Origin of the sequence: Trinickia dinghuensis (genome assembly GCF_003367175.1) — a bacterium.
Classification (GTDB): domain Bacteria; phylum Pseudomonadota; class Gammaproteobacteria; order Burkholderiales; family Burkholderiaceae; genus Trinickia; species Trinickia dinghuensis.
In genome coordinates this window covers 131,169-145,781 of sequence record NZ_QRGA01000013.1, presented here as the reverse complement: position 1 = coordinate 145,781, position 14,613 = coordinate 131,169, and the positions used below count along the sequence as shown (strand labels likewise).

The window sequence follows — 14,613 nt, the reverse complement described above, 5'->3', positions numbered from 1 at the left end:
AGCTCCTGAGCGGTCCGGGTGATCAAGCGCCGTTCATGACCACGGGCGAGAGCAGCACGACGATGATCTCCCGCGATCGCGATGCGTTGAGCCCTCCGCCGAGCGCGTAGTTGGAAGGCGTGCCGACGCCTTGTCGATTGCCCTGGTCGGTGATGCCCTCGTACCCGCTGATCACGAGCGTCTGCCCCGATTTCACCGCGATGCGCTGCAGGAAGTTGCGCGTGTCGACGGTCGGAAGCTGTATCTCCTCGCCGTTCGACCCGAACTGCTGCAACGCCACGAGCGATGAGATGTTCGTATAGAACTGCATCATGACGGTGCCGTCGTCGAGCACGTGCGGCAGCAGCGTGAGGTTGAAGCCGGTCGTCACCGAGCCGGGCGTCAACGAAGTCTCGCTGCCTACGTTCACGGTGTTCGTCGTCGAGATCTGGGCGAGGTAGCTTTGCTGCTCCGCGACTTGAACCGGCACCGGCTGATCGTTCATCGTCGTGAGCGAAGCCGAGGTCTTGCGGCGCACCGAGCCTTGCGTCGAGAGCGCGCTGATCACCGCGGACGTCGCATCGGCACGGCTCGAGGGCGAGATGACCGTGGCCGAGTACTGATTCGGACTCGAGATCAGACTCGTAAAGGCCGTCGTGATGCCGAACCGCGTGCCGAGCGCTTGATAAACGGCTTTCCAGTCGATGCCGTAGCTGTCGCCGGAGTTGAGCGTGACGGACAGCACGGTGACGTTGACAAGCACTTGCCGCGACAGTACGCGGTTTTGCTGCGCCATGTACTCCCCGATGCGTTCGAGCGCGTCGGGTGTGTCGGTGACCGAAATCGAGCCCGTCGCCGGCGTCGTGATGACCGATCCGGCCGGCGAGAGCATGGCCTTGATCGCGGTCTGCAAACCGTTATAGACGGACAATTGCGCGTTCATCGCGATGTTGTCGGTGTTGGTCGACGACACCGACGGCATGGCTCCGGTCGTGCCGGTGCCGCCGCCGATCGTCGTGCCGGCGGCCGGTGTGCCGCTCGACGATTGACCGCCCGAGTTGCTCGCGCCGCTCACGACGTTGGTCGCGACCGACGAATCGCCGGGAATCGCCTGCACTTGGAAGACGCGCGTCTCCGTATAGAAGAAGACGATCGCGTTGCCTTCGTATTTCCAATAGACCCCGAAGCGCGCGGTGGCCGTGTCGAGCAAGCCATGCAGCGTGCCGCCCGAATAGGCGATGTGGACGGGCGTGGACGGAATCGAGGCGCCGCGTCGCGAGGCTGACGCATGCAGCCCCGGCGCTTGCAGCATGCCTGTCGGCAGCGGCGGCGTGCCCGGTGTGCCGGTGCCCGTTTCGTTCGACATACCGGCGGGTTCCGTGGCGCGCGCGGCGGCTTCGGCTGCGCTGGGCGCGACCTTCACCGGAACGTGAACGAGGCGCGAGATGCGATCGGCGAACGTTCTGAGCGAATCGACGGTGCCATCGAAGCTGGCCGGTTCGTCGAATACGGGCGGCAGCGCGACCGTCTTCGTCAGTTTGAGGGTCTTGCCGGACAGCCAGAGCTGATCCTTGACGACGACGGCGTCGGCATCCGCATCCGCATCCGATGCGCGGTTGTCGCCGGCCTCGGATCGGCCGAGCAGCCGGGTTGCGTGCGCGTTGTCGGCGCCGGTGTCGCGATCGATGCTTGAAAGCAGACCCGTGCAGCCGGTCAGCAGCGCGAGGCATGCCGCAACGGCAGTGAAGTGACGACCGAATGCACTCATCAGCTTGCCCCCTTGGCAATGACGCGCAAGACGCGGTTGCGCTCGTACATGACGACCTGGATCGGGACCTGCGAACTCGCCAGCGCATCGACGACCTGGCGCAGCGCTTGGGCGAGGGTGCCGTGTATCGTGGCCGTCGCGTCGATCGCGAAATCGGTCGGTACGTCCCAGACGAACTGCCAGCCTGCTTCTTGAGCCCAGCGCGCAAGTGCCTGGCGCACCGATCCGTCGGATATCCGCAATTGCCACTCGGCTTGAGCGGCCGGCAATGGCGGCGATGGCGGCGACATGACGGCGGGCGGCACGGACGGCGCCACGCGAGCGGGCAATCGAGTAGACGCTAGTGCCGTGGGGGAGGCGGATACCGGCAACGAGGGTGCCGCCATGGGGGCCGCGATCGGGGCCGCCGCGGCTTGAGTTTGCATCAACGGCGGCTCGATCGGGCCGCCGGGGCTCGCGGCCGCCGCATTCGGCAGCAAGGGGGCGGCCGCGGTCGTTGTGGCCGCAACGGAATTGGGCTGTGCCGCCGGCATGGCCGGCTGCGATGACGCCGTGTCTTCAGGCGAGCGCGCGCGTTCGGTGACGGTGACGAGGCCGAGGTCCGTGTCGATGTGAGCCTGCAGCAACGGGTTCACCGACAGAATTTCACCGAGTACGTGAACGAGCGAGCCGCCCCGATCCCAGCTCACGGAGACGTCGGCCCATGGGCCGGCATTCGGGACGTTGACACTGTAGTGGGCCGGCACGACTTCTTCGAGCGCGTGCAGCAGCGGCACGCTGTGGCCGCCCACGCGAACGGCGTCTCCGACGTGCCGCGAGCCTTCTACGATGACCTGTGAATCCGACGCATGGGCCGCGCAGCATGCAAGCCATGCACAGCACAGCAGTGCTTTGATGGTCTGAATCGCCGGCATTTTGCGCGGTGCCGACCTCGGGCCTTCGCGCGCGCTATCGCCCGAATGCGGCGGGCGTCTCCTGTCTATCGTGGCCACGATATATCCCACTAAGTGGTGATAATTCTGGTCGCTGACGACGGCAAATCCGGTCCCGGCTCTTCAATTGCAGCCGCGTCGTACCGAGCGTCAACCCTTTGAAATAGCCTTATTTTTATGGTCAATTGCCCCTCTCTCGGGTAATTGACCAAGCTATATTACGGCAAGTTCGTTTCCGTCTGAAGAAAAAAATTAAGTTGTTACAGGGTTCGTCTTGGCACGCGGGTGTTTTCATGCTCACTCATGCGCGCAGCCACATGTAATCGCCGCGTGCGATGCCGGCGAACATTTCGTCGCTCGACTCGATGATGTGGCGGCGCCAGTAGCGGCCATGCTCGGCGTAGTGCGACAACAGATCGGCCACCGCGTTGCCGTCGATGCCGTCGGCGAAGGGCAGCCGCACGATCAGGATGATGCCGCCGGTATCGGTGTCGAGACCGAGCTGCGCCTGGTCCTGCGCGTAGATCAGCAAATTCGCCTCGAGCATCAGCCGGAAGATCACCAGCGTGCGTCCCGCGGTCACCGTCCCATAGTGGAAGTTCACATACATCGCGTCCTGGTCGTTTTCGAAGTGGTCGAGACGCACGTCGAAGCCTTCCACCTCGATCGCGCGCGTGTCGAGCACGTGCTCCGCGTCGGGTAGTCCGACCACCTCGCAGACATCGCGTACGACGTTTTCAAAGTGCTCGAAGCTCATGTCGGTCCGGGGAAGAAATGAGAGCGCGGCGTGCACCGTGAGCGCACGGCATGAATGCGGCGCGCCGCGCGCGCATCAACTCTTCTTCGACGCATCCTCGACGTCCGATGCCGCGGTCTTTGCGACGTTCAGCACAGCCATCACCATCGCCATTTGGACTTGCGCGGATGCGGCGGCCGTCATCACCGGAATCATCGAGTTCAGGATCGAGCTGATGGCCGAGATTTCGCTGCCGCCGCCGCCCTCCCCAACGCCGCCCGATGAACCCAGATCTATCATCACCATGTCAGTACTCCTTGTTCGAATAACTCAGGTCGCTTGTTTCAACTCGGTACCGTGCTTGACGATCGGTCGCGCGCTACAGCGGCGCCGCTTGGCCCGGATTGGGCAATTCGTGCAGCCGCTGCACCAGCCGGGATGCCGCGAGCAGCCCGCGATAGAGCGTTTGCAGTTGCGCGCGCTGCGCTTCGCCGGCAACGTCGCGCGGGCGCTCGGCGATCAGCCGGATCGTCTGGTCGAACGCTTCGCTCACGCGGCGCACGCGGCTCGTCGCGTCGTCGGATGCGAGCATGGCCGGTAGACGCTTCAGTTCGTCTCGGATCGCTTCCAAAGCTTCGTACATCGATGTTCTCCTAGTGCTGTTGCGGGGAAGGGTCTTTTGCATCGGCGAGCTGCGCCGGCGCGCGAGCCGGTACGAGCGTTTCGCGCAGCCGAGCCGGTGCGCCGTCCGTCGGCGCGCCGTCGACGAACAAATGCTTGATGCCGTCGGAGGTCTGCACGTAGAGCGTGCCGCCGGCCGCCATCATCGAGGTGTATTCCGTCTGCGGCAGGGCGTTGGTGCTTTGCGTGACGTCGACTTCGATCCGTCGCACGTTCGAGTCGAGATCGGTTTGCACGCGGTCGAGCGCGTTGCGCAGTCGTGACAGCGATGCCACTTCGCCGGTCACGCTGAGCACCCCCGGCTCGCGCCAGGCGACATGCACGCCGTCGCTGCCGAGCGATTCCTCGAGGCTGGCCAGATCGGTCTGCTCGACGTCGTAGCGACGGACGACACGCGCGTCGTCGAGCTTCATCAAAACGCCGCGTGCGGCGAGGTCTTGCGCGGCGTTGGCGACGAAGCCATCGACCTCGACCAGGGCACCGTGCGCGGCGGCGTGCAGCGCGGGCAGATGGGCCGCGCCGAGCGCCGCGTTGACTTGCGCGGCGAGCTGAGCGGGATCGGACGACGCAAGCGTATTCGCGTGCGCGCGAGGCCGTCCCAACAGCCCCGATGCGACGAGCGTCACGCCGCCGAGCGCCAAGATCCCCGCCGCCGCGCGGCGCAGCCGGCGCTGGCGCCGCTGTGCGTCGAGCGCATCGCGCGCTTCGCCGGGTGCCGGCTGCTGCGCGCTTTCCTCGCGCGTGCCTCGATACATGCCCGCGAGCAGTTCGATATCGGGGGGCCAGGGTACGTCGTCGGCGCCGAAGCAGAGCACCGTGTTTCCAAACGGGAACGGCACGAGATCGGGTATCAGCACCACGGAGGCGTCGAGCGTCGGCTCGTTCTCGCGCGGCTCGGCGGGCGGCTCGGCGCGACCGGCGTCGCCGGTATTGCGCCATGCGCGCAACCCACCCGCATCGTCGAGTTCGACGAGCACTTCGTCGTCGTCCCAATCCGTGATGCAGACGTCGGTTTCGTCGCCCTTGCCGATCCGGTAGCGGCCCGGTTCGAGCCGAACCTGGATGCCCGCGTGAGCGCCGGTGAGGATGCGCAAGGTCTTCATTCGGATGCCATACGATGATCGGTCACTGGTGGATCGGCGCACACCGCCGTGCGAATGTTGGAGGCAGTGTAGATGGGTGCGGCGGGCGCTTTGCCCTTCGGGGCGAAGCGATCACGAGTTCTCCGAAGTGTCGTCGTTCGGGGTGCCGTGCCGTTGTCCTTCGCCGCCGTCGCGGGTGTGTCCGTCGCCGGGTTCGCGCGCTTGCACGGCATCGACCGGCGCACGCCGGCCGAAACGCAGCGTCGCCAGCGCGGTTTGCAGATGGCGGCGCGAGCGCTCGCTAAGCGCCGGCGCGAAGCGGCGCAAGCTCGCGAGCGTCACGAGCGGCGCCAGCAGGAACCAAGTCTGGCCGGATTCGGAGGTAGGGTCGGGCAGCTTCAGATCGGGCCGCTGCGCACGCGCGTCGGTCAGTAGCTGGGCGACGCGTTCGAGCGTGTCGAGACGCGCTTGATCCGCCGAGTCGGCGCCGTTGGCCGCGTCGAGCCATCCATGCGCGTCGAGCATGTCGAGCATCAGAGCCATTTGCTCGCGTGTCGGCCACTCGCTCGTCGCGGTGAGCCATTGCAATTCGGCGAATTTTTGTGGCAATGCGCCGCGCAGCATCAGCGGCCGATCGGCGAGTCGAGCAGCCAGCGCGCGCAGATCGTTCGGCGAGCCTGCTTCGATGCCGGCACCCGGCTGACGGGGCGTATGGCCGCGGTCGTTGCCGGACGAAGCAGGGGCTCGGCTCGCGTTTCTTGCGCTTTCCGCATCGGTCGCATTGGCCGCATCGTCGAGCGATCTCGGCGTGCGAAACATGGCCGCCGCGCCGACGCCGTCGACATTGAGCCCCTGCCGGCTGTCTCCGGTCATGCGGCCCGTTTCGCGCGATGGCGTTTGCGCTTGACGGGAAGGGACGTTCTCGCGGGGGCGCGGCTGTTGTTGACGCGGCTGTTGCTGCGGTTGCTGTTGTTTTTGCCGTTGTTGTTGCTGGCGATTGCGTTGACCGTCCTGGCGCTGCTGCTTGCCGCCGCGCTGACCGTTTTGTTGGCCGCCGCCGGAATGCTGACGGTTCTGACCGCGGCCGTCGCCGTGCCGCGGCATGACTTTGTGCGACAGGCCGCTCGAGGCGAGGCGCCGGCGGCCTTCCTCGAGGTTGTGCGGCTTGCGCGCCTGTGAACTCTGCGAAGCGTTCTTGAAGGCGGTGGCCTTGCGCAGGCTCACGCGATGATGCGAGTGGTGGCGACGGCTATCGGCGACGCGCTGTTCCTCGAGTTGCGTCTGCTCGGCGGCGTCGGTTGCCGGCGGCTGCAGGCGAGTCGAGTCGATGCTCATGTCGGCACCGCGATGGTCATCAATTGCTGTTCGAAGCGAAGGATCGCCGACGCGCCCCACGCGCCGCATATCGCGATCGTCACCGTGACCGCGATCAGCTTGATGCTATGCGAGATCGTCTGGTCCTGCAGCGACGTGATCGCCTGGACGAACGACACCAGCAATCCGGCAACCGCCGCGACGGCGATCACCGGGAGCGAGACGTATAGGCACAGCAGCAGCCCGTGCATGGTCAGGCCGATCAGATCCTCGGTTGAAGTCATGGATAGCGCGCTCCTCGCGTTACTCACTTGTAGGTCAAGATCAATCCGTGTATCAGCGCCGACCAGCCGTCCATCACCACGAACAGCAGCAGCTTGAACGGGATCGCGACGTTGGTCGGCTGAACCTGATTCAGGCCCATCGCGAGCAGGATGTTGGCGACGACGAGATCGACCACGAGGAAGCCGATGTAGAGCAGAAAGCCGATCTTGAACGCATCGGTCAGCTCGGACAGCGTGAACGCCGGGGCGAGCACGATCAGATCGTCGGGCTTCAGTTGATCGGCGAACTCCTGCGGCCAAACCACGTGCGCCGAGCGCAGGAAGAAGCGTTTCTCGCGTTCGCGCGTGTGCTTCGTCAGGAACTGCCGGAACGGCTCGCGCGCGGCGCCCAGGGCTTGAATCATCGCTTGCGACGCTTCGCTCGAGACTTGCTCGTGCGAGAGCGTGCGCGCCGCGCTCATGCCGACCGGCGCCATGACGTACAGCGATACGAGGATCGCGATGCCGTTGAGCACCATGTTCGGCGGCACTTGCTGCACGCCGAGCGCATTGCGCAGCAAGCCCAGCACGACGACGATCTTCGCGTAGGACGTGACCACCATCGCGATGAACGGGACGAGGCTGATCGCCAGCACGGCGACCAGCAGGCCGGTGAAGTCACTGAACTGAGTCATGGGTGCCGGACATCTGAATGATCCGTACGCCGAGCTGATCGCCGACGCTCACGAGTTCGCCCGAACCGATCATCTGGCCGTACGACATGAGCCGCACGCGCGCGTCGCGCACGGTAACCGGGAGTTCGAGCACGTACCCCGCACGCAGCGCGGAGAGTTGAACGAGGGGCAGCGTAACCGTCTCGATTTCGATCGAGACCGGCAGCTGAAGCGAATCGATCGAGGCGGCATCGTCGGTGCTGGGCAGGGTGTCGGGGCGGAAGGTGTCTTGGGTCATGAGAGGATCCGAATCGAGGACGAGGCGCGTGCCGTCGAGCGTCGCGCGCACGCCGAGCTGGCGCGCGCCGCCTAGCCCCCACAGCACGTGGAGTTCGAGCGGCCGCGCGGGGGGGGCGAACCAGCCGGAGAGCGCGGGATCGAGCACACGCAGCAACACGTCCCCAGGCCTCAGGCTTTCGAGCGTATGTACGGCCAGTACCGGTGTACCGAGACGCGCGCAGCCGGGCACGGGAATTTCGCTGAGCGCGCGCGACAGCGGTACGTGCAGATCGGCGAGCCGCTCGTCGACGAGCGCGAGCCAGTGTGGGGCCGCGTCGGCGACGAGACATTCGTGGTCGCGCCCGTCATGCGCGAAACGTATCGCGAGCGCGTCCGGCGTCGCCTGCCGGTGGCCTTGGGCCGGCGGGGCATCGCGCGGCACCGCGATTCGGATGTCGTCGTCGCAGAAGGCCCGCAGTGCGTCGAGCGCCGGCGCGAGCAGGATCGCGGCAACCGCGTGCCGCAGCGTGGCGCTGAGCGTCGCATCGGCATCGCGGGTGCCGTGCGTGGCCGCGCTCGCGAGCGCCGGATAGCGCGCGGCATCGAAGCCGACGCGCGCCGCGCCGAGTGCGCAGGACAGATCGATCCAGGCCGTGCTCGCCTCGGTGTGCGCCAGGCTGCCCTGCGCACGCCAGTCGGTCACCCCATGCTGTTGCGCGAGCCAATTGCGCAGCCGCGCGTCGCAGAGCGTGCGGCTCAGCCGTGCATGATGCGGCGGGACGGTGCGCAGCCCATGCCCCGTGGCAAGTTCGGCAAGCCGCCGAATCGATTTGCCCGCGTCTAGCGGTGTCACGTTCATAGTTCGTGGTCGTCTTCGTGGATGCATTGCATTGCGGTCGACCGCTGCCCGCCTCGACGGTCGAGGCGGTCGCTCACGCTTCGACGCTGACGTCGCGTGGGCAGTCGAGCGTGTCGAGCAGCGTTTCGAGTTGCCGTTCGAGCACGGCCTGATGCGCGCAGATTAGCCGCCGCACGGCGGGGTCGCGGGCTTCGAACCGAAGCGCAAGTTCGAAATGCGAAAGCGTCAGATGCAGCACGCACTCGGGCAGCAGCTTGTCGTCGAGCGGCAGGCGTGCGCTCCAGTGGCCGCTCGCGACGATCGCGCGGTCGGAGCAGAAATCCGCGATGCGGTTCGCGAGAAAATGCATCAGCTGCGCCATATGCGCTTGCTGCGCGGCGAGCGTCGCCACGAACGGCATGGCCAGCGCATCGGCATGACGCCGCGCGGCGGGATCGGTTTCGTCGGTGCGGTGCTCGGGATCGGTTTCGAGCGTCTCCTCCGGTTCGTCGGCGGCACTCGGCGGCGGTGCGTCGAGCGGATCGGCATCGTCGCGCCGGTCGGTCGCGCGGCGCGGGTCTTGTTCGGTGCGTGCGCTTGTCTGCGCGGCTTGCGCGCGTCGATGTGCGCGCCGTACGAGCGCGGCGTAGTCGAAGCCGCGCCGCACGGACCGCGGTGCCGGTGCCGGCATCGGCTCGGCTTCGTCGTCGGCCGGCAAACTGGGCGCGATGATGCGTGGAGAGATTCCGTCCATGCTTGCGGACGCTCGCTACAGCGTGACGCGGCCTAACGGGCGCAACTCGACATGCTCGCCGAGTTCTTGATACGAGTGGACGGCGAGCCACGCGGCGCGCGATTCGATCATCCGGCGCACGTAGCGGCGAATGTCCATGGACGTCACCAGTGCGATGCCCGCGCGCGGCGAGTCGCCGGCGAACGAAAGGATACGTTCGACGAGCCGGCCCATCTCGTCGGGCGGCAGCGCGAGGAAGTTGCCGGTCGGGGTTTGCTTGATCGACTGGCGGATATGCTGCTCGACGTCGTTGCCGAGCAGCACCGCTTCGAGGATCGGCGCACCGCCGCTCGCGCGGTAGGCGATATAGCGCGACAAGTCGCCGCGCACATATTCGGCCAGCATCAGCATGTCCTTTTCCTTCGGCCCCCACACCACGAGGCTCTCCAGGATTCCGCGCGCGTTGCGGATCGGCAGTTGCTCCTCGAGCAGACGGCGCAGCACGTCGGCGATGCGCTGAAGCGGCAGGGCCTTCTGCACTTCGGCCACGAGCCCCGGGAACTCCGCGCCGAGTTGATCGAGGATCCATTGGGTTTCCTGAATGCCGACGAACAGGTGCGAGCGCAGCCTCACGAGTGCGACCGTGTCGTGCGCGATGACCTGCTCGGCCCGCCAGACGGTCCGATCGGCCGGGGCCTCGCGCTCGCCGATCCAATGGCTTTGCGGGAGCCCGCCGGCCGGACCGCGTTTCTCGCAGCGCGCGGCGAGTGCCGCATCGGCCGTGGCGTCGGGCACGAGGACCTTGCCGGGCGGCATCTCGACTCGCGCATGCGGCACGTCGTGCAGCAGGACTTCGTAGGTATTGCTCGGCAGGGTGTCGCTGATCCACATCGCGATGCCCGGAAACGGCACGCCGATTTCCTCCTGCAGCCGCGCCCGCTGCGTCTCCAGGGTGTCGTTCAGAGAAAGCGCCGCGAGCTTGGCGGCAAGGTCCGGCGCGAGCCGTACGCCGATCGCGCTGGTGAACTGCGGGGCCCGCGGCAGGATCGCGGCCGTTTCGTTCTTCGCGCCGGCGCGCTGCAACGCGCCGAGCTTCGCGGCGCCGCCGTCGCCATGCGGCTTGGTCTTGCGCAAACGGTAAGACGCGTACCCCAGCCCGGCGGACAGCAGGACGAACCACGGCCACGGAAACCCGGGCACGAGCGCGAAGCCGAGCAGCAGCACGCTGCCGAACAGCAGGGCATTGGCGCTCGCGGTCAATTGGCGCAGGATTTCCTCGCCGAGCGAGCGTCCGGCGCCTTCGGCGCTGTCGTCGTTGACGCGCGTGATCATCACGCCGGCGGCCACGGAAATCAGCAGAGAGGGGATCTGCGACACCATCGCATCGCCGACCGACAAAATGGAGAAGCGGTTCGCCGCCTCGCCGGCGCTCATGCCGTGATAGGCCATGCCCACGGCGATGCCGGCCAGCATGTTGACCATCGTGATGAGCAGCCCGGCGATGGCGTCGCCCTTGACGAACTTCATGGCGCCGTCCATGCCGCCGTACAGCTGGCTTTCGATCGCGAGGCGGGCGCGCTTGCGGCGTGCTTCGTCGGGCGTGATGATGTTCGCGCGCAAGTCGGCGTCGATGCTCATCTGTTTGCCGGGGAGCGCATCGAGCGTGAAGCGCGCCCCGACCTCGGCCACGCGCTCGGAGCCCTTGGCGATCACGATGAACTGCACCGTGGTGATGATCAGGAACACGACCAGTCCGACGACGAGGTTGCCGCCGACCACGAGCTGACCGAAGCTTTCTATGATGTGTCCCGCGTCCGCATGCAGCAAGATCGACTTGGTCGATGCGATGTTCAGCGAGAGCCGGTACAGCGTGGTGAACAGCAGCACCGACGGAAACACGGAAATCTGCGTGATCGTCGGGACGTACAGCGTGATCATCAGCAGCGTGACGCTGATGCAGATGTTGACCGAGAGCAGCACGTCGATGGCCGCGGGCGGAAGCGGCAGGATCATCAGCGAAACGATCGCGACGATCAGCACCGCGATGCCGATTTCGCCACCGGCCGGCAAATGCAGGTTCTTCAGCATGGGGCTTCCTTCATACTCAGGCTGCCGGATGGCCGGCCGGGGGCGCGCGATGCACGCCGATCGCATCGACCCAACGCAAGATCGCGGCGACGACTTCGAACATTTCCTCGGGGATGGGCGCGTCCACCGCGAACTCGTGCAGCGCACGGGCGACGGGCGGGTTCGCGACGATCGGCACGTCGTAGCGCATCGCCGCTTGGCGCAGCCGCAGCGCCTCGGCGTCGCAGCCCTTGGCCAAGACGATCGGCAGCGGGTATTCGTCGGGCGCGTAGCGCAGCGCCACCGCGTAGTGGGTGGGATTGACGACCACGACGTTCGCGCGCGCGACCGCGGCCTGCGCGTTGCGCTGCGGGCGTGTCATTTCCCTAGCGCGTTTGCGCCGCTCCTGCTTGATCTTCGGATCGCCGTCCGAACTCTTGTGTTCTTGCTTGATTTCGTCTTTGCTCATGCGCTGCGAGCGCAGGAAGGTCCAGCGATGAACCATCCAGTCGGCCGCGCCGATGACGATATACAACACCACGGCGATGGCCAGCAGGCGCATGAGCGCATACCAGAGCAGCGCCGCGAGCTGATCGATCGGCTCGTAGACGCCGCGCATGACGAGCGGAAACAGCCACAGCATGGTGCGCCAGAGCACGACGGCGAGAATCGCGGCCTTGATCGCCATCTTGGCGAATTCGAACAGCGAGCGTACCGAGAAAATCCGCTTCAGGCCGGCCGCCGGGCTGATCGATTCGAGTTTCGGCATCACCGGCTCGAACGAGATCTGCAGCCCGACTTGCGGCGCGCCGCCGATCAATGCACCGACCAGCCCGACCAGCGAGATGGCAACCGAGGCCAGCGCCGCGAACGCGAGGAGATGCGTCAAGGTCGCGGCGAGCGCCTGCATCGAGCGTGGGCCTTCGACGAAGTCGAGCGCGTCTTGCAGGCCCTTGCGCAACATATCCAGCACGAGACCCTTGCCGATGCCCAGCGCGCAGAGCGTCGCGAGCAGCGTCGCCGCGGCGACGACGTCGGTGCTGCGGGCCACCGCGCCTTTCTTGCGGGCTTCCTTCAGCTTCTTCGGCGTCGCTTGTTCGGTCTTTTCCGTGGCCATGGGAATTCGCGTGAGGACGGATCGATCCGGGAGAGCACGACCTTATCCGCGCGCGGCGGCGCATCGCGCGATCGACGCGAAGCGTGGCGCGGGGGGGCGAACGCGGCTTCGCGCACCGAATGCTTCTCGGCTCCCACGGCAACCGATCGCGCCCGCCGCATGCGTCGACTTCGGGCGGCCGCATAGCGCTTCGGATCGCGCGACCGGCCGGCCGTGCCTCGTTTGCTACCTTGCAGACATCCAACCGGCGTCACTCAGTCACTCAACGAGAGGAACCCAGATGAACGAACCTATCGATGCGATACAGGCCAGCGCCGAGCTGGTGGGCGGCCTGACCGAAGTCCTGCGCGTCGCGCTTGCCGATCAGTTTCCGGCAACGCGAGCCGATGTCGAGGACATCGAGCAGCTGCTCGACGCGCTGCATCTGCTGCGCCCCGAGCTGCCCGAGCTGCGAATGTTCGACGGCTTCGTACAGGTCGTGCGCGCCGACTGGCATGCGGCGATCGAGACGTTCAGCACGCTGGCGGCGAGTTCGCAATGCCTGCCGGGCAGCAAGGCGATGCTCGCCTACTGCCTCGACGCGACCTCCGACGTTTCGTGGCGGCAACTCGCGCTCGAGCTGCTCGACGATCCGCGGGCCGACGCGCAGGTGCGGCTGCTCGCTCAGGCGCTCGTTGCGCGCAACGATATGGAGGATGCCCGGATGGTCGCGCTGCGCACGGGCAGATTCACCGAGCCCGAATCGCTGCGCACCCTGCATGGCACCGGCGGCGCGGCGGCGGGCGCCGAGCCGCACGCACCGGCTGCACCGGCTGCACCGGCGCCCGAACCGCAGTACCTGCGCCTGTGAACGACGATCTGCTGAGGCCATCATGGATGTCATGCTCGCGCTCGCGCAACTGCAGCCGCCTCCGCCGCCCGCCGGGGGGCCTGCACTCCTGCAGCCGCCGCTACCGACCGATCTGCGATCGCCGGCCCAGGTCGGCCTTCAGTCATCCGTGCAGGTCGATCCGCCCGCGCCGCTGCCCCCAATCGACGCGCCGCTCGCGGCCCGATTTTCCAAGCTGATGGCGCATGACCGCTTGCCGCCCGTCCAGGCGCCGGAGTCCGAAAGCGGCGCGTGGATCGGACAGCTGCTGCGCAACGAAGACATGGCGATTCAATACGTGTCGAACGACATGCTGTTCATCCTGCAGCATGAGAATTCGATGACGATATCCCAGTTCGGCGCCGCGGCGATGCAGGTGCAGATCGAGGCCGGGAGCCTGCAGGTCGACTTGCAGGCGAAGATGAGCGTGGTGACTTCGTCGAAAGACGCCATCGAAACGCTGATGAAGAACCAGTGAACCAACGATATGAACCGGACCGTGCTTGGCGGCGCCCGCACAGCTCGACGTGTCGCACTGTGCGTCTCGCTCGCCCTGTGTATGGCGCTCGCCGGCTGCCAGAAGGAGCTGTACGGCAACCTGAGCGAGCGCGACTGCAATGAGATCGTGGCCGCCTTGCTCGAGGCGGGGATCCATGCGGAGAAGTCGACGTCGGACGGCGGCAAGACCTGGAGCGCCATGGTCGACGACGGCCAGATCGTGCACGCCATGCAGGTCTTGACCGAGCGCGGTTTGCCGGCCCGCAAGTTCGACGATCTCGGCGATCTGTTCAAGCAAGACGGCCTCGTGTCGACGCCGACCGAAGAGCGCGTGCGCTTCATCTACGGCCTCTCGCAAGAGCTGTCCGACACGTTGTCGAAGATCGACGGTGTGGTCGTGGCGCGCGTGCATATCGTGCTGCCCCAAAACGATCCGCTCGCCACCACGATCAAGCCGTCGTCGGCGTCGGTTTTCATCAAATATCAGCCGGGCGCGAATCTGGCCACCCTCACGCCTCAGATCAAGAACTTGGTCGTGGGCAGCGTCGAGGGACTGCAATACGACCGCGTCAGCGTGACGCTCGTGCAGGCCGATCCGCTCGATCTCGCGGTGGGCCGCCCGGCCCCGGCGCCGCGCGGGATCGGTGCGCTGATCGCGGGGGCGGCGATCGTGGTCCTCGCGTTCGTGCTGCTGGCTTTTTCTCGGTCGCCAGGGGCGGCCGGCACGCTCGGGGCACGCCTGGCGCGAGTCCGCAAGGACTCGGGCGAGGCGCCGTGAGCCGGC

General features: G+C 66.6%; 16 protein-coding genes. 3 read left to right on the top strand and 13 right to left on the bottom strand.

All coding sequences use genetic code 11. The features are described 5' to 3' along the window. Positions 1 to 22: 22 nt before the first annotated feature. The 13 genes from pilN to sctU all read right to left on the bottom strand — a co-directional run bounded on the left by pilN (position 23) and on the right by sctU (position 12,463). Positions 23 to 1,747 carry a PilN family type IVB pilus formation outer membrane protein gene (gene pilN, locus DWV00_RS22455; protein WP_115535819.1) on the bottom strand — a complete coding sequence of 575 codons (1,725 nt, stop codon included), beginning with the start codon at positions 1,745 to 1,747 and terminating at the stop codon, positions 23 to 25. Continuing rightward, entirely contained in the window at positions 1,747 to 2,661 is a 915-nt protein-coding gene (locus DWV00_RS22450; RefSeq protein WP_115535818.1) for a toxin co-regulated pilus biosynthesis Q family protein, read from the bottom strand. The genes pilN and DWV00_RS22450 overlap by 1 nt, the downstream gene beginning before the upstream one ends. A gap of 319 nt (positions 2,662 to 2,980) precedes the next feature. Further along, positions 2,981 to 3,436, bottom strand: a complete 456-nt coding sequence (locus tag DWV00_RS22445; RefSeq protein WP_115535817.1) for a CesT family type III secretion system chaperone — start codon at positions 3,434 to 3,436, stop codon at positions 2,981 to 2,983. 75 nt (positions 3,437 to 3,511) lie between these two features. After that, positions 3,512 to 3,721 (bottom strand): hypothetical protein, encoded by a 210-nt coding sequence (locus DWV00_RS22440; RefSeq protein WP_115535816.1) that lies wholly within the window; start codon positions 3,719 to 3,721, stop codon positions 3,512 to 3,514. Positions 3,722 to 3,794: 73 nt separating this feature from the next. After that, positions 3,795 to 4,058 (bottom strand): type III secretion system protein, encoded by a 264-nt coding sequence (locus DWV00_RS22435; protein WP_147297957.1) that lies wholly within the window; start codon positions 4,056 to 4,058, stop codon positions 3,795 to 3,797. 10 nt (positions 4,059 to 4,068) lie between these two features. After that, entirely contained in the window at positions 4,069 to 5,199 is a 1,131-nt protein-coding gene (locus DWV00_RS22430) for an FHA domain-containing protein (protein ID WP_115535814.1), read from the bottom strand. Positions 5,200 to 5,310: 111 nt separating this feature from the next. Then, complete coding sequence (locus DWV00_RS22425) at positions 5,311 to 6,513, bottom strand: hypothetical protein (protein WP_115535813.1); 1,203 nt, start codon at positions 6,511 to 6,513, stop codon at positions 5,311 to 5,313. Continuing rightward, positions 6,510 to 6,776, bottom strand: a complete 267-nt coding sequence (gene sctS, locus DWV00_RS22420; RefSeq protein WP_115535812.1) for a type III secretion system export apparatus subunit SctS — start codon at positions 6,774 to 6,776, stop codon at positions 6,510 to 6,512. The genes DWV00_RS22425 and sctS overlap by 4 nt, the downstream gene beginning before the upstream one ends. Positions 6,777 to 6,799: 23 nt before the next feature. Continuing rightward, positions 6,800 to 7,450 (bottom strand): type III secretion system export apparatus subunit SctR, encoded by a 651-nt coding sequence (sctR, locus tag DWV00_RS22415; protein WP_115535811.1) that lies wholly within the window; start codon positions 7,448 to 7,450, stop codon positions 6,800 to 6,802. Then, positions 7,434 to 8,567 carry a type III secretion system cytoplasmic ring protein SctQ gene (gene sctQ, locus DWV00_RS22410; protein WP_181885562.1) on the bottom strand — a complete coding sequence of 378 codons (1,134 nt, stop codon included), beginning with the start codon at positions 8,565 to 8,567 and terminating at the stop codon, positions 7,434 to 7,436. Before sctQ ends, sctR begins: the two co-directional genes overlap by 17 nt. 73 nt (positions 8,568 to 8,640) lie before the next feature. Next, positions 8,641 to 9,300, bottom strand: coding sequence for a type III secretion system protein SctP (sctP, locus tag DWV00_RS22405; protein ID WP_115535809.1), 660 nt, complete (start codon positions 9,298 to 9,300; stop codon positions 8,641 to 8,643). Positions 9,301 to 9,315: 15 nt separating this feature from the next. Further along, a complete protein-coding gene (sctV, locus tag DWV00_RS22400) occupies positions 9,316 to 11,367 on the bottom strand; it encodes a type III secretion system export apparatus subunit SctV (RefSeq protein WP_115535844.1) in 2,052 nt (683 codons plus the stop codon). Between the two features lie 16 nt (positions 11,368 to 11,383). Then, positions 11,384 to 12,463: a type III secretion system export apparatus subunit SctU gene (sctU, locus tag DWV00_RS22395; protein ID WP_115535808.1), complete on the bottom strand. Its 1,080-nt coding sequence runs from the start codon at positions 12,461 to 12,463 to the stop codon at positions 11,384 to 11,386. 280 nt (positions 12,464 to 12,743) lie between these two features. Between sctU and DWV00_RS22390 the strand changes: the two genes are divergently transcribed. Genes DWV00_RS22390 through sctJ form a run of 3 tightly spaced genes read left to right on the top strand, consistent with a single transcriptional unit; the run spans position 12,744 to position 14,607 of the window. Further along, a complete protein-coding gene (locus DWV00_RS22390; RefSeq protein ID WP_181885561.1) occupies positions 12,744 to 13,313 on the top strand; it encodes an HrpB1 family type III secretion system apparatus protein in 570 nt (189 codons plus the stop codon). 22 nt (positions 13,314 to 13,335) lie between these two features. Beyond that, entirely contained in the window at positions 13,336 to 13,809 is a 474-nt protein-coding gene (locus DWV00_RS22385) for a type III secretion protein HrpB2 (RefSeq protein WP_181885560.1), read from the top strand. Between the two features lie 9 nt (positions 13,810 to 13,818). Then, positions 13,819 to 14,607 (top strand): type III secretion system inner membrane ring lipoprotein SctJ, encoded by a 789-nt coding sequence (gene sctJ / locus DWV00_RS22380; protein WP_115535805.1) that lies wholly within the window; start codon positions 13,819 to 13,821, stop codon positions 14,605 to 14,607. Positions 14,608 to 14,613 lie beyond the last annotated feature (6 nt).

Coding starts and splice junctions, on each gene's coding strand:
- sctV (WP_115535844.1), bottom strand. CDS start 11,367: ATGCTGAAGAACCTGCATTTGCCGGCCGGTGGCGAAATCGGCATCGCG.
- sctS (WP_115535812.1), bottom strand. CDS start 6,776: ATGACTTCAACCGAGGATCTGATCGGCCTGACCATGCACGGGCTGCTG.
- sctJ (WP_115535805.1), top strand. CDS start 13,819: ATGAACCGGACCGTGCTTGGCGGCGCCCGCACAGCTCGACGTGTCGCA.
- DWV00_RS22440 (WP_115535816.1), bottom strand. CDS start 3,721: ATGGTGATGATAGATCTGGGTTCATCGGGCGGCGTTGGGGAGGGCGGC.
- sctQ (WP_181885562.1), bottom strand. CDS start 8,567: ATGAACGTGACACCGCTAGACGCGGGCAAATCGATTCGGCGGCTTGCC.
- sctP (WP_115535809.1), bottom strand. CDS start 9,300: ATGGACGGAATCTCTCCACGCATCATCGCGCCCAGTTTGCCGGCCGAC.
- DWV00_RS22430 (WP_115535814.1), bottom strand. CDS start 5,199: ATGAAGACCTTGCGCATCCTCACCGGCGCTCACGCGGGCATCCAGGTT.
- DWV00_RS22390 (WP_181885561.1), top strand. CDS start 12,744: ATGAACGAACCTATCGATGCGATACAGGCCAGCGCCGAGCTGGTGGGC.
- DWV00_RS22450 (WP_115535818.1), bottom strand. CDS start 2,661: ATGCCGGCGATTCAGACCATCAAAGCACTGCTGTGCTGTGCATGGCTT.
- DWV00_RS22435 (WP_147297957.1), bottom strand. CDS start 4,058: ATGTACGAAGCTTTGGAAGCGATCCGAGACGAACTGAAGCGTCTACCG.
- DWV00_RS22385 (WP_181885560.1), top strand. CDS start 13,336: ATGGATGTCATGCTCGCGCTCGCGCAACTGCAGCCGCCTCCGCCGCCC.
- pilN (WP_115535819.1), bottom strand. CDS start 1,747: ATGAGTGCATTCGGTCGTCACTTCACTGCCGTTGCGGCATGCCTCGCG.
- sctR (WP_115535811.1), bottom strand. CDS start 7,450: ATGACTCAGTTCAGTGACTTCACCGGCCTGCTGGTCGCCGTGCTGGCG.
- DWV00_RS22445 (WP_115535817.1), bottom strand. CDS start 3,436: ATGAGCTTCGAGCACTTTGAAAACGTCGTACGCGATGTCTGCGAGGTG.
- sctU (WP_115535808.1), bottom strand. CDS start 12,463: ATGGCCACGGAAAAGACCGAACAAGCGACGCCGAAGAAGCTGAAGGAA.
- DWV00_RS22425 (WP_115535813.1), bottom strand. CDS start 6,513: ATGAGCATCGACTCGACTCGCCTGCAGCCGCCGGCAACCGACGCCGCC.